This is a genomic window from Silvimonas iriomotensis (assembly GCF_014645535.1).
GTDB classification, from domain to species: Bacteria; Pseudomonadota; Gammaproteobacteria; order Burkholderiales; family Chitinibacteraceae; genus Silvimonas; species Silvimonas iriomotensis.
This window is the reverse complement of record NZ_BMLX01000003.1, coordinates 352,344-372,673: the sequence shown is the minus strand read 5'-3', so window position 1 is coordinate 372,673 and position 20,330 is coordinate 352,344. Positions and strand designations below refer to the sequence as shown.

At 58.1% G+C, this 20,330-nt stretch carries 12 protein-coding genes; 3 read left to right on the top strand and 9 right to left on the bottom strand.

Going from position 1 to position 20,330, the window contains the following annotated elements; all coding sequences use genetic code 11:
• Positions 1-101 precede the first annotated feature (101 nt).
• Together IEX57_RS13205 and IEX57_RS13200 are read left to right on the top strand one after the other, a co-directional pair.
• Complete coding sequence (locus IEX57_RS13205; protein WP_229709014.1) at positions 102-1,001, top strand: LysR family transcriptional regulator; 900 nt, start codon at positions 102-104, stop codon at positions 999-1,001.
• A gap of 220 nt (positions 1,002-1,221) precedes the next feature.
• Positions 1,222-1,548: a hypothetical protein gene (locus IEX57_RS13200; protein ID WP_188704816.1), complete on the top strand. Its 327-nt coding sequence runs from the start codon at positions 1,222-1,224 to the stop codon at positions 1,546-1,548.
• A gap of 416 nt (positions 1,549-1,964) precedes the next feature.
• Here the strand turns inward: IEX57_RS13200 and IEX57_RS13195 are convergent, their stop codons facing one another.
• The 6 genes from IEX57_RS13195 to IEX57_RS13170 all read right to left on the bottom strand — a co-directional run bounded on the left by IEX57_RS13195 (position 1,965) and on the right by IEX57_RS13170 (position 16,500).
• Positions 1,965-6,599: an IPT/TIG domain-containing protein gene (locus IEX57_RS13195; RefSeq protein ID WP_188704815.1), complete on the bottom strand. Its 4,635-nt coding sequence runs from the start codon at positions 6,597-6,599 to the stop codon at positions 1,965-1,967.
• A gap of 807 nt (positions 6,600-7,406) precedes the next feature.
• Positions 7,407-7,694: a response regulator gene (locus IEX57_RS13190; protein ID WP_188704814.1), complete on the bottom strand. Its 288-nt coding sequence runs from the start codon at positions 7,692-7,694 to the stop codon at positions 7,407-7,409.
• Between the two features lie 14 nt (positions 7,695-7,708).
• Positions 7,709-8,854 carry an HD-GYP domain-containing protein gene (locus IEX57_RS13185; protein ID WP_188704813.1) on the bottom strand — a complete coding sequence of 382 codons (1,146 nt, stop codon included), beginning with the start codon at positions 8,852-8,854 and terminating at the stop codon, positions 7,709-7,711.
• On the bottom strand, positions 8,851-13,260 hold the full coding sequence (locus tag IEX57_RS13180; protein WP_188704812.1) for a response regulator: 4,410 nt from the start codon (positions 13,258-13,260) through the stop codon (positions 8,851-8,853). Before IEX57_RS13180 ends, IEX57_RS13185 begins: the two co-directional genes overlap by 4 nt.
• A gap of 674 nt (positions 13,261-13,934) precedes the next feature.
• On the bottom strand, positions 13,935-15,905 hold the full coding sequence (locus tag IEX57_RS13175) for an alkyl/aryl-sulfatase (RefSeq protein WP_188698453.1): 1,971 nt from the start codon (positions 15,903-15,905) through the stop codon (positions 13,935-13,937).
• 349 nt (positions 15,906-16,254) lie between these two features.
• Positions 16,255-16,500: a hypothetical protein gene (locus tag IEX57_RS13170; RefSeq protein WP_188698450.1), complete on the bottom strand. Its 246-nt coding sequence runs from the start codon at positions 16,498-16,500 to the stop codon at positions 16,255-16,257.
• On the opposite strand from IEX57_RS13170, the gene IEX57_RS13165 reads away from it, so the two are divergent.
• Positions 16,492-16,644: a hypothetical protein gene (locus IEX57_RS13165; protein WP_188698448.1), complete on the top strand. Its 153-nt coding sequence runs from the start codon at positions 16,492-16,494 to the stop codon at positions 16,642-16,644. The two genes, IEX57_RS13170 and IEX57_RS13165, sit on opposite strands and share 9 nt — an antisense overlap.
• Positions 16,645-16,960: 316 nt before the next feature.
• Here the strand turns inward: IEX57_RS13165 and IEX57_RS13160 are convergent, their stop codons facing one another.
• From IEX57_RS13160 to glmS, 3 genes are all read right to left on the bottom strand, one after another.
• The gene (locus IEX57_RS13160; protein WP_188704811.1) at positions 16,961-17,203 is read right to left on the bottom strand and encodes a hypothetical protein; all 243 of its coding nucleotides are present in this window, start codon (positions 17,201-17,203) and stop codon (positions 16,961-16,963) included.
• On the bottom strand, positions 17,190-18,056 hold the full coding sequence (locus IEX57_RS13155) for a TnsA endonuclease N-terminal domain-containing protein (protein ID WP_188704810.1): 867 nt from the start codon (positions 18,054-18,056) through the stop codon (positions 17,190-17,192). Before IEX57_RS13155 ends, IEX57_RS13160 begins: the two co-directional genes overlap by 14 nt.
• A gap of 314 nt (positions 18,057-18,370) precedes the next feature.
• On the bottom strand, positions 18,371-20,194 hold the full coding sequence (glmS, locus tag IEX57_RS13150) for a glutamine--fructose-6-phosphate transaminase (isomerizing) (protein WP_188704809.1): 1,824 nt from the start codon (positions 20,192-20,194) through the stop codon (positions 18,371-18,373).
• Positions 20,195-20,330 lie beyond the last annotated feature (136 nt).

The following is a 20,330-nucleotide window of genomic DNA, read 5'->3' as shown; positions in this document are numbered from 1 at the left end:
TGGTGATGGAATTCAGATGCCATCATCGTAGCGGCGCATACTCCATGAAGAAAAATGGTATTGTTTCATCCATCAATGAACCTGCGTCATGGATTAGGACAATGCCCATTCTTGAACGTATCCACCTTGCCATCCTGCGCGAAGTCGACCAGCGTGGCTCACTGACCGCAGCCGCAGAGCAACTGAACCTGACCCAGTCAGCGCTCAGCCACACCATGCGCAAACTGGAAGACCAGCTTGGCATTGACGTCTGGCATCGTGAAGGACGCAGCCTGCGCCCCACCCAGGCTGGTGAGTACCTGCTTGCCGTGGCCAACCGGCTGATCCCCCAGCTGGGCCATGCGGAAGAGCGCCTCCGCCAGTTTGCCAAGGGCGAGCGCGGCGCATTGCGCATCGGCATGGAATGCCACCCGTGTTACCAGTGGCTGCTCAAGGTGGTCGCCCCATATCTGACCGCCTGGCCCGCGGTGGATGTGGACGTGAAGCAGAAATTCCAGTTCGGCGGGATCGGCGCCCTGTTCGGTTACGAGATCGACATGCTGGTCACACCAGACCCGCTGCACAAACCGGGGCTGCAGTTTGAACCGGTGTTTGACTACGAACAGGTACTGGTCGTTGGCCCGCAGCACCCCCTGCGCGGCATCGCCTTTGCCACGCCGGAACAATTGCTTGAGGAAACCCTCATCACCTACCCCGTGGAAACCAACCGGCTGGACATCTACACCCAGTTCCTGATGCCGGCCGGCGTTACCCCCAAACGCCACAAACCCATCGAAACCACCGACATCATGCTGCAAATGGTCGCCAGCGGACGCGGCGTGGCCGCACTACCGCGCTGGCTGGTTGAGGAATACGCAGAAAAACAGGACGTCTTCCCGGTTCGACTGGGCGAACACGGCATCGCCAAACAGATTTTCCTGGGCGTACGCGAAGCAGACACCGAAATCGACTACCTGCGCGCCTTTGTCGAACTCGCCCGCAACCACCGCCAGCCTGGGTGACGGGCGGGGCTAAGGGTTCAAGTGCTGGCGCTTAGCCCCGGCGTTGTGACGATTGGCGACACATGTGGGAATATGGCGGCCACCGAGGTACCGGTTGTTACTTAAATGGAACAAAAAGAAGGGAGCCAGCAAAATGGCCTCGTTCACGCAGCCTGATTGGAGACGTCTGCTTTTAAAAGGTCACTGTAGGCCAACGTAGATTGGTGGAGAGCAAGAACAAATGGATTCAATCGAAGAAGATTCAGAGGCACAAATCAGCCTCAAGTGGCATGCCATTGTGAACGCGATTGGCATAGCTATCGTCGTTTGGGGGATACGTATATGTGCCCCACCTCCTGCAGGAGAAGAGCGCGGACCCGGCGACGGATTCGTATTCTTGGTCGTAGCAATGCTGCCAACATTTCTTTTCATGCTGGAAAACCTGGGCGCATTGGCCGTCATTTTTTTCTCTGGAAAAGAAGGAAAGCTCAGAGCCGTGACCCACTGGCTGGGCATTTTGGGGGTATGGGTCATTGCAATCATGCTTACGCTTAAATTCACCTGGTAATTGGGTCAATATCAGCAGATGACCACCAACAGTGACATCCTGGTTGGCACGAACATCAGGCTGCTGGATTTCCCCTGACTGGCTCACACATGACCAGCCGGCAAGCGAACAGGAAGAGATGCGAAGTCTGGCTGGGCAGGCGTCTGAGGTAGAGTCCGCCTTCCAACGCGAAAATAATGCCGGAGACTGAGCGTGTCAGAGCCAGAAGAAAAACAAGTAGCGGTTAAGGCACGTGTCCTCGAAAACGCCCCCTCATATCGCAATGGCGTTGGCGCCGACTCTGTATGGGCAGCGATGAGCCGAGGCAGCCAGTGGCCGGGTGGCTTAGGGCTTGGGCCGACAATGAAAAGTAGCCCCTAAAAGCACAGGGAAGGCAGCGCTGCCTTCCCTGTTGTTGTATCGAGGTGTGCCGAAGATCAGAACCGCGCTTCCATCCCCACATGGAACGATTCGTTCCGGCCAGTCTGGTTATCCAGCGAGCAACTATAATCCACCGTGAAAACCATGTCGTTGCGCAACTGCAGCTTGCCGCCCAGGTCCAGTTGCCACTGGTTGCGCTGGGCTTGTTGCGGGTTGACGGTGTATACCGGGGCGAGTGCACCCATGTCGGCGTAGCTCATGCTGGCCTGATCGGCACCTTCAAAATGATGCTGGAATTCCAGCTGGCCGCGCGGCAGCAGGCGGGCAGTGCCCACATCAAAACTGCCCTCACCGCGCAAGCCGACCTTGCCAGTGGTCATCTTGATGGTCTGATCGGCATAGCTCAAGGCGCTGACACCGGCGGCGGATTCGGTGTAGTCATCCAGGCGGGCGGTCATCAGGTCCAGCCGGCCATAAGGGGTGACCAGCCAGTGCACGTCACGCAACTGGTAGCCGCTGACCAGCGACCCAAAAACCTGCGAGCCATTGCGCGAGCCAGTGGCGTAGCCGCCGGTGTCGGTGATGTAGCGGTTCAGGTCAAAGTTGATGTCACCGTAACCCAGCACACCGTCAATGAACAGCAAGTCCAGCGGCCGCCAGGAGCCATAGCCCACCAGCACGGTGGTGCTGCCGGTGCTCTTGCTGCCGTTGTCGCCCACATCACTGGTATCCCGGCTGTACCCGCCGCCCACACCCAGCGTCAGTTGATCATTGACGTGGTAATCGCTACCCAGGCTGATGCCATCGGTGTGGAAGTGGAAATGCTCCTGATAGCTATTGCCGTCACGCTCGCCCAGATTGATGTTGCCGCCAATCCAGAAGGTCAGATCCTGCCGTTCTGCCGGCGGGCTGGCCGGTTTGGCCGGTGCGCAGGCGGTGTTCTGATCGGGATTGATCTGGCGATCCTTGCTGGCTGCCGGCGTGCAGTCAGCCGGCGCAGTGCCTGCGGCATGGGCGTCCGGTTTGGACGCCCCTTGCACGCCAAAGGAACTGATCCCCAGACCGAAACTGGACTGGCCCCAGCCATCGGTATGCAGGCTCTCCAGACGATGGTTGAAGTTATCCAGCTGGGCGCTGGCAAACCGGCGGGTTGCATCCGCCTGCGCGGCCAGCAGTCCCAGCACTTCGGCATCATGCGATGGATCCAGGCGCGGATTCACCGTCACCGTCGCCGTCCCCTGACTGGTGCCCCAAGCGTTGGAGAGTGCGTAGCCAATCGCCGCCGAACCCGTAAAGGTCGCGGTGGACGCATACACAATCGTATTGCCCTGCACCGTGGCCGTGCCGTTGGCCGGCTGACTGGTAATGGTCAGACCCGTGAACGGGCCGCCAGTGGCGACGGCGCCGACATCCAGCGTCAGCGTCTGGCCAGAGACCGCGGTGGCGTTGACTGCGCCCAATACCGGCGCGGGCAACATGACCTGCAAGGTGACCGTCGCCGCTGCGGAAGTCCCCGCGGCATTGGTCGCCGTATAACTGAAGCTGTCCGGGCCGGTGTAGCCGCGAGCAGGCGTATAGGTCACTGCAGGTGTGCCTGCAGCCACCGCCTGGTGAGCCATCATGCTGGCACCGACGGGCGCGCCATTCAAAGTGAGCGTGCCATGCTGTGGCGCCGTCACAATCGTCAATGAGGTGACCGGCCCGCCCTGGATTTCCAGGGAAATGGCATTGGCCCCGCTGTTGGACACCACATTGGTGGCTTGCGCTTGTGGTGCCGGCAACATTGGGTTGACGGTAATGTTGACCGTGGCCGGAGCCGACGTGCCGCTCGTGTTGGTGGCGGTGTAGGTAAAACTGTCGGTCCCGTAATAACCCGTGGTTGGCGTGTAGCTGATGGCCGTGCCGTTGATGGCGACCGTGCCGTGCGCCGGTGCCGTCGGCACCGCTACACTGGCCGCTGTCCCGCCCGTCAAGGCCAGTGGGACCACGTTGTTGCTGCTGTTGAAGGCCACCGTATTACTGACCGCCCCTGCTACTGGCAGCGCCTGGCCAATGGTGATCAGATAGGTATGAGCGCCGGTAAACGGAGCCCCGGTACCGGTAGTGTGGTCTGAGACGGTGATCGTGACATTGAACGGGCCCGCCGCAGTTGGCGTGCCGGAAATCACCCCGGTGCTGGCATTGATGGACAGCCCGGTCGGCAAGCCAGTTGCCCCATAGGTATAGGATGGCGTGCCGCCGCTGGCGCTGACCGTTTGGGAATACGCCACCCCGGCTGGCCCGCCAGGCAAGCTGGCGGGGGAGATGGTGATCGTGGGCGTTGCCACCACCAAGGTGTAGGCGTTGGTGACGGTAACGTTGGTGTGATCCGTCACCGTAATGGAAAAGGTGGATGGGCCTGCCGCTGTTGGCGTGCCAGTAATGGTCCCGGTGCTGGCGTTCAGCGTCAAACCGGCCGGTAACGTGCCGCTGGTCACGGCATAGCTATATGGCGAGGTCCCACCACTTCCGGTCACGGACTGGCTGTACGGCGTGCCGATGGCCGGTGCAGTCAGTGTGGCCGGGTTCAGCGCCAGGCCGGAGGGGTTGATGGTGACGGAGAGCGTGCTACTGGTGACGCTGACCCGCGTTGGCGTGCTGCTGTCGGTCGCCGTGATCTGGAAGGTAAACGTGCCGGCGGCCGTCGGTGTGCCGGTCAGTACCCCGCTGGACAAAGTCGTACCGACAGGCACCGCACCGCTGGTCACCGCGTAGGTATACGGCCCCGTGCCGCCGCTGGCGGTGTTCATGGACACGGTCAGTGGCGTACCCGCGGTACCGGTGGATGTGGCTGGCGGCGAATAACTCAAAGTCGGCGGGTTGACCGACAAGGTGACGGTGGCCGGAGCCGACGTGCCACTTGCGTTGGTGGCCGTATAGGTAAAGCTGTCTGAGCCCCAGAACGATGAAACCGGGGTATAGCTGATGCTGGTGCCACTGACGGTGGTCGTGCCATGTGCCGCCGGCGTTGCCACGGCCACGCTGGTAGCCGTACCGCCGCTCAGGCTCAGCGCGATGTTGATGTTGCTGCTGCCATAGGGGATGCCGCTGACGCTGACGGCCCCCGCGACCGGCGGTGCGATATAGGTGAACAGGTCGGCAGACCCGGTTGAACTGGTGCCGTTGGGCGTGGTCACGGTGATGTCGTAGGCCCCCGCAGAACTGGCGGGCGAGGTGACCGAAATCGAACTGTCGGAATTGACCACCACGCTGCTGCCCGCCGTGCCACCAAACCTCACCGCTGTGGCGCCGGTAAACCCGGAACCGGACAAGGTCACCCGGGTTCCGCCGGCAGTGGGGCCGCTTGTGGGGCTCAGGCCGGATACCGCTGGCAGGGGTAGATAAGTGAAGGCATCAGCACCGGTTACCGAGCTGGTGCCGCCAGGCGTAGTGACGATGATATCGACCGTGCCCACACCTGCTGGTGCCGTGATGGTGATACTGCCGGCATTGTTGACGGTGAGGCCAGTGCCGGCCGTGCCGCCAAATCTTACTGCGGTGGCTCCGGTAAAGTTGCTCCCGGAAATGGTCACGCTAGTGCCACCACCTTGCGGACCCGAGTTGGGCGACACATTGCCCACGGACGGTGGGGCGACCCAGGTATATTGATCCGCAGCACTCGTCGTACTGGTGCCCCCTGGCGTCGTCACGGTGACATGCTGTGTACCGGCACTCCCGGCCGGAGCGGTCGCGGTAATCTGCGTTGCACTGTTCACCGTAAAGCTTGCGGACGTACCACCAAAAAACACCGCAGAGGCTCCGCTGAAATTCGTCCCGGTCAAGAGTACGGTGGTGCCACCCGCAGTGGGGCCGGAAGTAGGCGAAATGCCGGATACCGTGGGTGCCGTTACGTAGGTGTAGTGATCGGCTGTTCCGGTTGTACTGGTGCCGGAAGTTGTGGTGACCGTGACATCAACGGTACCGGCGGCACCGGCCGGGACCGTGACGGTGATGGAAGTCGCGCTGACCGCGCTAAAAGTGCTCGCACTGGTGCCGCCAAACTGCACACCTGTCGTGCTGGAAAAGTTTGTACCGGTGATGACAATGGTATTGCCGCCGGAGACCGGGCCGGAAGTTTGCGACAGACTGGTGACGGTCGGCGCAGGGGTGTTATACGTATACTGGTCCGAAGCACTGGTGCTGCTGGTGCCACCCGGATTGGTGACGGTGACATCCACGATCCCCACCGTGCCGGCAGGCACCATTGCGCTGATCGTGTTGCTGTTGGTGACCGTAAAGGATGTGGCGTTGGTCGAGCCAAACTTTACGGCGCTGACATGGCTAAAGCCGCTGCCAGAGATCGTGACCACGTTGCCGCCGCTGGCAGAACCATTGTTGGCAGAGACGCTGCTGACAGCAGGGGCCGGGACCACAAACGTGACGGACTGTTGCGCGTAGGGTGGAAATGCCCCGGTGTAGTACGTATAAGTGACGGTCCCGGTAGACTGGAAGGTGCCGTCTGAAGTCGGGGTATAAATGAATTCTTCAGAGGTCCCCGTGGTGTCCACGGTCAGGTAGCTATTGATCGCGCCAGTATCGCCAGCACTGTCGGTATAAAAGCCGCCTGCACCAGTTGAATTGTCAAAGGATGGATCGCAGGCGTTTGCGCTGCTGTAGATGTAGTTATTGGGGCCGCTCGTACTGGAAACCACCAGCGTACAGTTTGCTGAGGCAGTCGCTGCATACAACACACTCAGCACTACCAGCAGCAGTCGTTGTAAGGACCGCGCCACCCGGCTTTGCCCAATGACATTCAACCACGACCGCCCCCCGGTCACGGCAGCACGGCCCCCTCGGCCGTTTTCCCGCAAGACACTCATTTTTTTCCTCACCTGCGCCGCTCATGGGCGGGCTTGTATTCTGATTCGTGTATCCAGGTGCAGACATTCCAGAAAAAGTGTCCGCATCCTGATGTTTTTAATGACTTTGTGATCGCCGTGGATGCTATTGGCATGAAAAACAATGGTCAAGTTACCGACGGCTTTTCGCGACGGTTTTCACCTGGAAACCACAGTTTGATTTGTAAACGGCTCGTCATTGTTTCTTGTGGCCAACACAAAATCACCTGTCAACAACACCAGATAAAACCCGACGAAAACATTACTTGTACCTTATAAAAATCCATTTGCAGTGTTCCGCCGCACTACTTTGGCTGTTCGTTAAAAAACAAACAAAGAGGTCATGATGAATCCGTATTTGGGTGAAATACGGATACTGATTGTTTTCTTGGCGTGTCTGACGTTCATGAGGCAGTCCTGACCGGCCGACATGTGGTGCACACGGTCATTGGTTGCCGTTAAAAGGGGCCCTTCTTCCAGTCACTCTCGGGACACCGAGAATTGCCGCTGCTTTTGCAGGTGCATACAAGGAGCACTTTGGTACCCAAAGCAGCCAGCATTCCAGCAGGTTCTTAAGGTCAGCTCAGGCCGATAAGCCGAAGTTTCAGCATCGGCTTAGCACTATCGTCTGGATGCCCAGATCTGGTTAACCATCACGAAGGGCAAATGGCTCAGTGCTTCGTCTTTGCGCACAGCGATCAGAAAATCCAGCCCGGTCATGATGGGCATATTCCAGTCAGACAGGATCATATCCACGGTCTGGCGCTTCAGAATGCGCAAAGCCTCAGCACCGTCTTTGGCCTGGACCACTCGCTCAATGCCCATGCTGCGTAATTGCGTCAGAGTGGCCTTGCGCATGGGTTCAAAGTCATCCACCACAAGCACCACCAGTTCACCAAACTTTCGCATCCGAGCACTCCCGGTTATGTCTGTTTGAAGCGGGCGAGCGAGGCCACCTTCTGCTCAATATCGCTTTCATGGTCCGCATAGCGGGCGGCAATGGCCCGGAATTCATCCTGCAGGGTGATAAATGCCGCCACGATGTCCGGGTCAAAGTGTTGGCCTGCACCGGCCACGATGATTTCTGTCGCCGCTTGGTGCGACATCGGCGCTTTGTAGACCCGGCGGCTGATCAGCGCATCGTATACATCGGCCACTGCCATCAAACGCGCACTCAGTGGAATGGCATCTCCCACCAGCGCTTGCGGGTACCCGCTGCCGTCCCACTTTTCTTGATGGGACAACGCTACCTCTTTGGCCAGCAGAAAAAATTCGACGGGCCTACCTAGCAGCCGCTCAGCATTTGCCAGCGCGTCGTGCCCTAGCGTGGTGTGCGTTTTCATCACTTCAAACTCTTCGACGGTCAGTTTGCCAGGCTTGAGCAGAATGAAATCCGGAATGCCGATCTTGCCGATATCGTGCAGTGGCGCCGATTTGAACAACAAGTCGATATAGTGGTCGGTCAACATGGCGGCGAAACGCGGATGCTGCCGCAGGCTTTCGGCCAAAGCCTTTACATAGCTTTGCGTGCGCAGGATATGGTTGCCGGTTTCTGAATCCCGAGTTTCTGCCAGCGAGGCCATTGCGGTAATGGTTACGTCCTGAATGGCCACCATTTCTGCCGTGCGCCGCGCCACCTCGTGCTCCAGATGCGCGTTCTGGTCGCGCAGCAGATCGGTGACCGTTTTCAGGGCCAGTTGGGCGTTGACGCGCGCCTGCAGGATATCGGGTGAGATCGGCTTGGGAATGAAATCCACCGCGCCCACTTCAAAACAGCGCACTTCATCAATCTGGCCGGTCTGCGCAGAAAAAAAGATGACCGGGATATCGCGCGTTGCATCTTGCGCCTTCAATTGCAGGCATGTGTCGTAGCCATCAATGCCCGGCATCATGATGTCCAGCAGGATCAGATCCGGTACAGGCTCGCGCGCAGCAATCTCGAGCCCCTTCTCGCCCGTAGTGGCCGTTTTGATCCGGAACCTGGGTTTGAGCAATTGCGTGGCCAGATGCAGCACATCGGGCGTGTCGTCCACCACAAGAATCACCGCTTTACCGTGTTCATCCGTCATGTCTCCGCCTTTACTCCTGACATGGCCATGGCAATGTGCAATTCTGCCAGTGCCGCGTCGAAATCAAACGCATACAACGCTTTTTCGATCAGGCCAAACCGCGAATTGAATGCGCCGCGCAGCAGACCAGCCCACTGTTCAAGCACGTCGCGGGCTTCGACATCATTGTCGGCCATCAACGCGGTCAACCTGGCGCACACCGGCGCCAGTTGCTCTGGCTGGGGGGGGTGGTCTGCAACTGCAACCACCGGCTCTGGCATAGCAGCGTCAATGGCCGTAACCAATGGCGCCAAAGACGCTGCCAGTGCGTTCAGCGCGGCAGCGATGGCATCACCGTTTGCCGCTACCAGTGCCAGCTCAGCTGCCTCAGCCAACGCCTGCACCTCGTGCGCGCCAATCTGGCCCGCTACGCCTTTGGTGGTATGAGCCAGCCGCACTGCCGTGGCGGTGTCGCCTGCGACTTGGGCATCACGCATTGCCGCCACTGCATTGCGCTGGCCTTGGGCGAAACGGCGCAAAAGATCATGATAGACACGCGCATTGCCACGCACCCTGTATAGACCGTCAGTGGTGTCCAGACCGGTTATCATGGGTGTGTCCAGCTTTGCGGTATCGGCGGCCTCTGGCGGGGGTTCTGTTCTGGCTGCAACGGGCAACCAGCGTCGGAGCACTTGCCATAACGCCCCAGGATCAATCGGTTTGGCCAGGTGGTCATTCATCCCCGCGTCCAGGCACAGTTGCCGATCAGCCGCCATGGCATTGGCGGTCATCGCCACAATGGGTTGACGGTAACCCAGGCGGCGTAACTCCTGGGTGGCCGCCACGCCATCCATCACCGGCATCTGCATGTCCATCAACACAAGGTCGTAATTGCGCGCAGCCATCTGCCCAAGCGCGATCTCACCGTTCTGGGCCACATCCACTTGAATACCCCCCTCGGCCAGCAGTTCAACCGCCACTTGCTGATTAAGATCGTTGTCTTCTACCAGCAAGATGGTCAGGCGCTCCGGATCAGCCAGGCCGCCGATCTGGCCCTCATCCAATACATCATGATCCGTCGCAGGCCGCCCGCCGAAGAGCCCGTTCAGGCAGGTGCGCAAATGGCCAAAACTGACGGGTTTGCGCAGCAGCCCAGCCAATCCGCACTCGACCAGCATCCGGTAAGTGTGTTCATCACCATGTGCGGTGACCAGCACTATGTGCGGCGTCAATGACAATACGCTGGAAAAAATCGCCTGCGCCGTCGCAAAGCCATCCATACCCGGCATGCGCCAGTCAACCAGCACCACCTCATAGGGCGCACCATCGTGGTCTGCCTGCAGCGCGTTAGAGACGGCGGCGTGGCCAGAGCCGACGCAGTCCGCGCGCATTCCCAGTTCTTCCAGCAGCCTGACCGCCACGTCGCGCGCCAAGTCGTTGTCGTCTACCACCAGTACCCGGCGGCCACGCAGTATTTCATCGTTGTCCGCAGGGTCTGCTACCGGGACTGAGCCCAGACTGACGGTAAACCAGAAGGTGCTCCCTTTACCTGGTGTGCTTTCTACGCCAACTTGTCCCCCCATCAGCTCGGCGAGCATCTTGCAGATGGCGAGGCCCAGGCCGGTACCGCCATATTTGCGGGTAGTGGATACGTCCGCTTGAGAGAAAGACTGAAACAAACTGGATTGCTGCGCCTCAGTCAAGCCGATACCGGTATCGCTGACCGCGAAATACAGCAACGTGTTATCGTCTTGGGCTTCGACCACATGGGCATGCAAGCGGATCTGACCATGCTCAGTAAACTTGATGGCGTTACTCAGCAGGTTGATCAATATCTGCTTCAAGCGCACGGGATCTCCCGTGAACCGATGCGGCACATCGCACGCGGTATCAAAGACCAGCTCCAGCGATTTGGCGGCGGCTTTTTCCATCACAAATGCGCCAACGTCTTCCAGTAACTTATCCAGAGAGAACGCCACCGTCTCCAGCGCAAGCTTGCCCGCTTCGATTTTGGAAAAATCCAGGATCCCGTTGATGAGCCCAAGCAAGTGCTGGCCAGATGACTGGATTTTGCTCAGATAATCTTGCTGGCGCGGGGCCAACTCGGTTTTTAACGCCAAGTGAGTCATGCCAATGATGGCGTTCATGGGCGTGCGGATTTCATGGCTCATATTGGCCAGAAAATCACTCTTGGCGCGCGTGGCCACTTCGGCGGCTTCTTTGGCATTGCGTTGCTGCTGCTCAGCCTCGAGCCGGTCTGTAGCATCCCGAAAAATGACCACCGCACCATCCAGCTCCCCCACCTTATGCATGGGTGAAATACCAAAATCCACTGGCAGCACACTGCCGTCACGGCGACGCAACAAGCCCGATTGCCCGCTGCCAAATACGCCCAAAGGTCCATCGGTCTGGCCAAAACGGCCCACCTCGTCTGTTTGCGCTATTGCGCCGTCAAATTCAGGCAAACCCCGCCCGAGCAATTCTTCTTCTGCACCCTGCAGCAGTTCCAGCGCGTAGGGGTTTACAAAAACCAGCCGGTTGCGCGCATCGACCCCAATCACCCCCACACCTGCCGACGTGAGAATGACGCGATTGAGTTCTTCCAGCTCAGCGCGCGCAGCCTCATCTGCCTTGCGTTGGGTGATATCGCGCACCGCCACACACACAAAACGCGCTTCCGTGGGCCGCTGGGGTAAGACGGATAGACTGATATCGGCATCAAACTCGCTGCCGTCCTGGCGCAGACCACGGATAACAACACCCCGGCCACCCATGCTGCGCGCACCACCCTCTGCCACAAAACCCGCCCGCGATCTGTCATGTCCTGCCCGGTTTACCTGCGGCACCAATTGTTCGATTGATCTGCCCTGCAATCCCCCCCGTTCATAGCCAAACAGGCTCTCAACCTGCCAGTTGCTCAGCGCAATATCGCCGTTCTCCCCGACCACTAACATGCCATCTGGCGCGGATTCCAGGATGCTGCGAAACCAGTTCTCGGTGGTGGCCAGCTGTTCTTTCTGCTCTTCAAGCTCATTCGCTTGTTGTTCCAGGCGCTCGGTTTTTTCGGCCAACTCGGAATTGTTGTGTTCAAGTGTGCGGGCGTATTCCATTAATTGCTGGCGGGATGAAGCCAATTCATCGGTCTGTTGCTGCAGTTTTTCAACCAGTTCTTTGGCGCGCAGTGTGCGCAGGAGGACCTCCAGTTGCGGCACCGTAACCAGCGCCAGTGTCTGGATAATGCGCCAGTCACGCTCATTGAAGGGGCCGAACGAGGCCAGTTCGATCACCGCCGTTTGCCCGTTGCTTAAACGCAGCGGCACCAATACGATATGGGCCGGTTCGGCACCACCTAGCGCTGAAATCACGTGCAGATAGCCCGCCGGGACGTCGTCGATTTCAAAGGGCGCATGCGCCTGTTGGGCTTGGGCCAACAGGCCGCGCGCGGTCTCTTCGTGTGCGGTACCTTGTGCAGCATTCAAACCATAGCCGCCGCGGTACAAGAGCCCGCTATCGTCGCTGCCCTGGGCATAGAAGGCAGCGGCGCCACAATGCAGCATGGGGGCCAGTTTATTCAGCAACTGTTCGCCAAACCCGGTCAGTGTTTCTGCGGGTTGCGCATTCTCTGCCAGTACGAACAGTCCTTCACGGACAGCCTGGTGATCTTCAAGCTGTTGGGCCAGGGCGTTGTAGGCACGAGCAATGCCGTCGATTTCATCATCGCCGTTGATCTGCGCGCGCGCGCTCAGATCATTGTCCACTTCAGCCCGCAGCATTGCCGCCTGCAAACTGCTGATCTTGCGTGTCAACTGCCGGATCAGACCCAAAGCCGTGATTGTCGCCAGCAGCAACGCTAGCGCCAATGCGCCGCCGGTGGTCAACAGCGCGCCTTGGTAGGCCAATTGTGCCCGCGCAAAATTGGTGGAGGACACCCGCATCTGCAACTCGATGAGCTGCTGCAGGTCGTCACCCACCGCGTTGAACACCGGGGACATATGCTGGTGCACAAATTCATTCAACGCCGCGTTATCGCGTGCCAGCAAAATAGTGTCCAGGCGGTTCAGTGCCGCTTCACCCACGCGCATATGCGTTGCGGTCAATGCGATCAGTTTTGCTTCTTCGGTTGTCTGGTGGTTGGCGGTATATTCATGCCACTGCGCCGCAATGTCGGCGCGCGCGCGCAACAGTTGTGCTCGCGCTTCTTCCCAATCCGTATTTTTTGAATTGAGCCGATACAGCGTCCCAACAACGTCATGTTCGTAGATCTGAGTAGCCCGGGCTAGCTCGCCCAAGCTACGCACGCGATCCTGGTAGGTTGTTTCAACAATCGCGCGCAAATTGGACGTACGGATGATGTTGATCACCCCTTGAAGCATCATGAGCATAAGGATGACGCTCACAAGTGCGATCAGTTTGGTGCGGATGGTCATGGTCGGCCCCTCATCATTGCTCTGCCACCCCGGATTGAGATCTGCCCAGAGGGCGGGGCATGCCAGATGAGTATAGGCAGGGGCAAAATCAGACGCGCAAACCAGGCATAAACAGCTGGCTCGGCTTTTTACAACAGATCAAATGCGATCAGCCTACGCACCTTCATTCCATCGACCTCCCCCAAATTCAGCCCGAGCAAACACTTCAGCCCGATGCCTAAAAGGTCCGCTTTGTAGCGTAAGCGGATTTTCATGGTTACTCATGTGACAGTCCTGACAGTCCGCTTTGACCAATGACCTGCCTGCAGTTTGCTCGGGATTGGCGGCAAATCGGCCAAATCGGTCGTTCATACTTCAACGGTTCAGGGGCCGCAATTCGACGCATAGCGGCCTCTTGCGGAAACTCGTAGGTTATTCCGTATCGTATTTGACCACCCACATGAGCGGTCTTTTTTATAATGCTTTGCGTGGCATGAGCCTCATTCGTTGGAGTCCAAAGACGGGTCTGGAACAGGCAAAAAAAACCGTCCACGTGGAGGGAGGACGGGGAAAAGGTGCTCAAGAGCCGATGAGATGTACGATTTGAGCCTAGGAAAAGAAAACGCTGGATTCAAGAGATATGCCAGTGCCGGTGAGGCCACGGCCCCACCGGTCAGCTAATGGATAACGACAAATCAAGGCGCAGCGATCGGGAACCAGAAATCGAACTTGTCGAAGTAGGTCACCAGTTCATTGAACTTGGCCTTGTCGCCATCAAACTTCACCTCCCCGGTTTCAGACAGATTGCCCAGCTTCAGTTGCCCCAGGGCGATCTTGTCCAGCGTGCTGCGATTCAGGGTAATGGTGGCATCGGCCCCGCTGGGGTACTGCTTGTCTTTGCCGTAACCCAGTACGCCATTCTCTGCATAAAGCGTGAACTTCTCTTTGGTATCCGGGAAGATCAGGTTGAAGTGATAAGTGTGATTGCCCAGTTTGGGCCCGTTGAAGTGCACGCCCAGGAAGTCGAGGAACATTTCTGTGGTCATGCCACGGATAATGTCGGGTGAACTGGTGTTGGGGGTGGCCGCTTTCTGGATGCCGTTACGCAGTTCCTGTGCACCCGACAGATAGAAGTCACGTGCCGGGCCGGATTCGGCCTGATACCCGAGTTGCTCGAGGGCGTCGGCTTCCAGGTTTTTGGCCGCCTGGTTGTCAGGCTGGGCAAATACGATCTTGTTGGTCACGGTAGCTGACCAGCGATAATCGCCCTTGTCAAAGGCCGCTTTGGCGGTGGACATCATCTTGTCCACACCAATCATTTCCACGTACTTCTTCGATTCCTCAACCGGTGGCAGCGGGTTCAGATTGGCCGGATTACCGTCCCACCAGCCTTGATAGAACTGGTACGTGGAACGCACGTTGTGCTTCAGATCGCCGTAGTAACCACGGTTGTAGAACTCTTTGGCCAGGCCATCCGGCAGGACAAACTGATCGGCAATCTCGTGCATGGTCAGGCCTTCGTTGGCCATGCGCAGGACTTGATCGTTAATGTATTTGTACAGATCGCGCTGGTCTTCCAGATGCTTGACCACGCGATCATTACCCCACTGTGGCCAGTGATGGCTGCCCATGGAAACCACGGCATCCTTGCCCCACATGTCCAGCGTGGTATCGAGCGTCTTGCCCCACTTGGATGCATCACGCACCTTGGCGCCGCGCATGGTCAGCAGGTTATGCAGCGTATGGGTAGCATCTTCCGCCAGATCAATCAGCTTGAACTGCGGGAAGTAGAACAGCATTTCTGCCGGGGCTTCTGTGCCGGGGGCCATCTGGAACACGACGTCCACGCCGTCGATGGTCATTTTCTCGCCGGTTTTTTCGATCAACTTGCTGGGTTCAAACAGCGTAATGGTCCCTGCTGCCGTGGTCAGGCCCAGACCGGCACCCACTGCGCCTTGTGGGTTCTTCGGCAGCAAGTTGCCGTACATGTACGAGGCGCGGCGGCTCATCACATTGCCGGCAAATACGTTCTCACTCACCGACTCTTCCATGAAGCCTTCCGGCGCCACGACCGGTACTTTGCCTGCCCGGACGTCTTCTTCCTTCACCACGCCACGAATCCCGGCGAAGTGGTCCACGTGGCTGTGGGTGAAGATCACGCCCGTCACGGGCAGGTTTTCTACCTTGGCGTTGATCAGATCCAGTGCGGCCTTGGCCGTTTCAACCGAAGTCAGCGGATCAATCACGATCCAGCCGGTTTTGCCGCGGATAAAGCTGATGTTGGCCAGGTCGATATTGCGTACCTGATAAACGCCATCGACGACCTTGAACAAGCCGCGCACAGACAGCAGTTGCTCTTGCCGCCACAGGCTCGGGTTCACCGTATCTGGTGCCGGGCCTTGTTGCTTGAGGAAATCGAACTGCGAGAGATCAATCACCGTATTGCCCTTGGCACCTTTGATCACGGGGGAGGGCAAATCGGCGATGAAGCCGCGTTTGACGTCGTCAAAATCCTGTTTGTTATCAAACGGCAGATAGTCCAGCAACTTCTGGTTCTCGGCCTTGGTGAAGCTGGTTGCTGGTTTGGGCCCTTCCGCCCAAGCGTGTCCCAGGGCAAGCAAAAGTGCGGAGGCGATGACAGTTCGACAAAAAGTGGAGCGTTCCATTATTGAGTCCTGGATAAAAAACCAATTACGGAACTGGTGCGGTGACCAGCGGGGGAATAGTTTGTTTTTTATATTCTGAGCGGGCAGAGCGATGGCAGATTTATTACATTCGCCAACGGGTTTAAATTAGGAAGTGATGGACAAAACTGCCAGTTTTTTTACAATTCTCCAGATCTCAGCGAAAGCGAAACGTGCGGGAAGCTACAAGAGCCGGTATGGTTTTCGCGTGTTACAGGAGGGGGTTCTGTTCTTCAGCACTGCGGGGGAACTGAGACAAAGCCGCAGCCTAGATAGGGCCGCCCCTATACTTTGCCTGAAGATTTCATAATCCCGCACAACCAAAACCCCGTCACAGCAATGCGCCCATCAACTTGGCAAGTACTACCTTGAGCGGAAACGGGGTCAAGCAAACAAGAAAAAAGGGTACTGCTACAGGCAACGCGATCAGCAAAATGCCTGCCCTCCCAAAGGGAAACAGACGCATTTGTTTGACCGCCTGGTAGATGGTCTGCACATCTGCCACCGGCCCCAGCTCCGGTGAATCGAGGATGGGTTCGTCTTCAACCTGTTTGCGACCAATCCATCGGTGGTCCACGAGCCGGTGGTGGTGGCTGGCCGTGAAGAAGTGTCAGACCGCTTCCTGTACGAAGGGCGGATTTATATTTCACCGCAGTGGGATGTGGAGCATGCCATCTATCTTGAGGTGGGCGACATGGAAGTAAAGTTCTGTGGTTCCTAACGAATCGAAAGCTTTGCTGTAGTTGCCTACTTAGTTCTGGATTTTTTCCATGCAAATCTGGATTCCGGGGCATGGGTCGGTTTGCCTTCTTTACCTGGGGCAGCCCGAGATTTGGACCGGAATGATTTCCCCAAAGTGGGCAGCATGGGTGAGTGGCAGACATTAGACTTTACGTCTGCTTTTTACGCATCATGCGACATAAATGGCTGCAGTTGCTTTGTCTGCTTTGGCCGAAGAGCGGCCTCACATAGCTCCCGGTAAGTGAAGGGTCAAATCGCCTCAGATTTCTTCGACCAATTTTCTAAGTACCAACGCATCACTTGGGGAGAAAATTCTCTGTGAAGCGGTGGACGACCATCTGCTTCATCCAAATGGCCAGTTTCGCAAGTCCACTCTCAAGATCATCCTCGAGTTGTCTCAGTTCTCGAGGCTCGGGCACTGCAAGGGGGTGGGTCGCATCAATGACAAATGCCGTCGGCTTCCCTGGATGAATCCACAGAATGCGCAGCGCGGAAATCGGCCCCTCTTTATAGAGCAGAACGTCGTTACGCAGCAGCATACGAACCTCCCTGTCCCATGGCATCACGCCGCGCGTTACCGGGAATAGAAATCCAGTCCAGCGGAAGCAGCGGGGAATACGGCAGATCCAGATTCACATCCAGCCGTTTGTTTGCAGCCAAGTGGCGGAGAACCGTCAGTCCTTCCCCGGCGGCAAAACCTTCGGCCGATTCCAGATAACGGAGAAAGCCGCGAAGTGTGCCTCCTTGCTTTGACTGTTTCAGGGTATGAAGGAACCTGTTGCACCGATCTTCCCAGAATCCCGGGTAGGGTGTTTCAACGCCGTCCAGCCTCAGCATTCCGTGGAAAAACAGGAGATTTTTGGCGCGATCGACTGGTACCTCCCTCTCAGTAATGACCCCCCAAGAAGCAACATTCCGGCGATACCAGTAACGGCGTTCAATTTCCAGCTTTTCCACAACACGGGGATTGGATAACTCTTCCGATGGTTTGACCGCGCGGATATGCATTTGCATTCCGGCGGGCGTAAATACATCCAGGACAAAGTCTGAAGTCATGACGATATCGCATCGACTCGACGGGTCATTCGGGTGCTTGACCCCCATTTCCATCGCGATCTCACGCGTTTCATCACGATCCAGCGGGAATTGCTCTCGGATATCCCGAACCGAATCTGACCAGTCAAAGGTCACAAAAGCGTGGGTTTCGATATCTGATAGAAGGTGATGAACCCTTCCGACAACACGGCTAGACATCCGTGTTGAATGGCCGGAGGAGGAGACATCCTGAATGGTCAGCCAGGGGAGATAGTCAACACCATGCCCTTCGCCTCGACCTTCTTTCAGGAAACGAGCGATTTTTGCTTCGTCGATGCCGTACTTGCGCTTTGCCATGTACCCCCCCATCAAACTGCCCGTGAATCTGCCACGGCAGGGGTGACCAAACAAAGTTGGAGACGACACAATGTCTGCTTGTGCCGCCAACTGGATATTTTCGATCCGGACGCTGGGGATGGGATAGAAATGCTGACCGAAGGTGAAGGAGGATGACAAAAGAAAACGCGGCCAGGTAGCCGCGTTTTTTTGTTAGCCATGAGTGTCCAAGTGACTCCCTGCAAGTAAGAACTTTATTCTTCAGGTAAGCACTTCATTCTCTAGATAAGAACTTTATTCTCGCTACACACATCAAAAACCCTCACCCCACTTCCTCACTCAACCGTCACAGACTTCGCCAGGTTGCGCGGTTTGTCGACGTCGGTGCCTTTGCGGCAGGCGGTGTGGTAAGAGAGCATTTGCAGCGGCAGGGTGAGTACGACCGGGGCGAGTGGGCCGGCGGCGGCGGGGAGCGTCAGCACGCGGTGGCTGCCTTCGTGGGCGGATTCGCAGCCGGGTTCGGCCAGCAGGAAGACCTTGCCGCTGCGGGCCTGGACTTCACGCAGGTTAGAGACGACTTTTTCCAGCAGCTCGTCATTCACGGCGCAGGCGATCACGGGCATGTCTTCGTCGACCAGCGCCAGCGGGCCGTGCTTGAGTTCGCCGGCGGCGTAGCCTTCGGCGTGGATGTAGGCGATTTCCTTGAGTTTGAGCGCGCCTTCCAGGGCGATCGGGAACAAGGTGTGGCGGCCCAGGAAGAGTGCGTTGTGGTAGTGGGCCAGTTCTTGCGCCCAGGCTTCCAGCTTGCTGTCCATGGCCAGCACTTCTTCGACTAGTACCGGCAGGCGGTGCAGGGCGTCGGTGATTTCGGTCAATTGCGCGGCCTCCAGCGTTTTTCGGCTGCGGGCCAGCGCGGCGGCAAAGACGTAAAGGGCGACCAGTTGGGTGGTGAAGGCCTTGGTGGAGGCCACACCGATTTCCAGGCCAGCCTGGGTCAGGAACAGCAGGTCTGATTCACGCGTCAGGGTGGAGTGCGGCACGTTGCAGATGGCCAGCACTTTCACGTCGCCGCGTTCGCGCGCAGAGCGCATGGCGGCCAGCAAGTCGGCGGTTTCGCCCGACTGGGAGATCGCGATGATCAGCGTGCCATCTTGCTCACGGCCCTTGCGGTAGCGGTATTCACTGGCGATATCCACGCTGACCGGCAGGCCGGTCCATTCTTCGATCCAGTAGCGGGCAACCAGGCCTGCGTGGTAGCTGGAGCCACATGCAACGATCCGCACGGCGGGCGCAGCGGCGAACAGGGCGTCGGCCTCCGGCCCGAACAGCGCGCTCTGGCAACCCAGTTCCACAACGCGTTGCAGCGTGTTGGCGATGGCGGTGGGTTGTTCGAAGATTTCTTTTTGCATGTAGTGGCGGTAATGGCCCAGATCGGCGGAATCTGCGGCGACGTCCACGGTGCGGGCCTGGCGGGTGACACTTTCGCCAGCGGCGTTGTAGATGCGGACTTCATTGCGGCGCAGTTCGGCCAGATCGCCCTCTTCCAGGTAGATCATGCGCTGGGTGACGGGCAACAGGGCGGCAATGTCCGAGGCAAAGAATTGCTCGCCAAAACCCAGCCCCAGCACCAGCGGGCTGCCACGGCGGGCGCAGATCACGCGGTCAGGAAAATCACGGCTGAGTACGCCAATGGCGAAGGCGCCGGTAAGGCGGCCTACGGTGGCTTGCACCGCGGCCAGCAAATCATTGGCACGTTCCAGATAATGGTGGACCAGATGCGCGATAACTTCGCTATCGGTCTCTGAGGTAAAGCGGTAGCCCTGTGCTTGCAGTTCGGCGCGCAAGGCATTGTGGTTTTCGATAATGCCATTGTGCACGATCAGCACGCTGTCGCCGCCCAGGTGCGGGTGGGCGTTCAGCTCTGTCGGCGCGCCGTGCGTGGCCCAACGGGTGTGGGCAAGGCCGGCCAGTGCGGTCTGGCCCTGTGCTTTGGCGGCCAGATCCGCAACGCGGCCGTTGACCCGGACCCGGTCGAAATGACCGGTGGAAGACAAGGCCAGGCCGCTGGAATCGTAACCCCGGTATTCAAGCCGTTGCAGCCCGGCCAGCAGCATGGGCACAACATTGCGTTCCGAGATGGCACCAACGATTCCACACATGGGGTAGTTCCTGTATCACGATTTTGTTGCCGCGCAACAACGCGCGGGGAAGCACCGAAATGTACGCATCGGCACTGGTATCGTCGTTACACAAAAACCCTGAAACCACTTAGGGGGTTTGTAGTGGTGAATGTAA

Excerpts from the sequence above, each read along its gene's own strand:
- IEX57_RS13205 (WP_229709014.1), top strand. The coding sequence starts at position 102 with ATGCCCATTCTTGAACGTATCCACCTTGCCATCCTGCGCGAAGTCGAC.
- IEX57_RS13200 (WP_188704816.1), top strand. The coding sequence starts at position 1,222 with ATGGATTCAATCGAAGAAGATTCAGAGGCACAAATCAGCCTCAAGTGG.
- IEX57_RS13190 (WP_188704814.1), bottom strand. The coding sequence starts at position 7,694 with ATGCGAAAGTTTGGTGAACTGGTGGTGCTTGTGGTGGATGACTTTGAA.
- IEX57_RS13185 (WP_188704813.1), bottom strand. The coding sequence starts at position 8,854 with ATGACGGATGAACACGGTAAAGCGGTGATTCTTGTGGTGGACGACACG.
- IEX57_RS13180 (WP_188704812.1), bottom strand. The coding sequence starts at position 13,260 with ATGACCATCCGCACCAAACTGATCGCACTTGTGAGCGTCATCCTTATG.
- IEX57_RS13175 (WP_188698453.1), bottom strand. The coding sequence starts at position 15,905 with ATGGAACGCTCCACTTTTTGTCGAACTGTCATCGCCTCCGCACTTTTG.
- IEX57_RS13160 (WP_188704811.1), bottom strand. The coding sequence starts at position 17,203 with ATGCTGCTGCGTAACGACGTTCTGCTCTATAAAGAGGGGCCGATTTCC.
- IEX57_RS13155 (WP_188704810.1), bottom strand. The coding sequence starts at position 18,056 with ATGGCAAAGCGCAAGTACGGCATCGACGAAGCAAAAATCGCTCGTTTC.
- glmS (WP_188704809.1), bottom strand. The coding sequence starts at position 20,194 with ATGTGTGGAATCGTTGGTGCCATCTCGGAACGCAATGTTGTGCCCATG.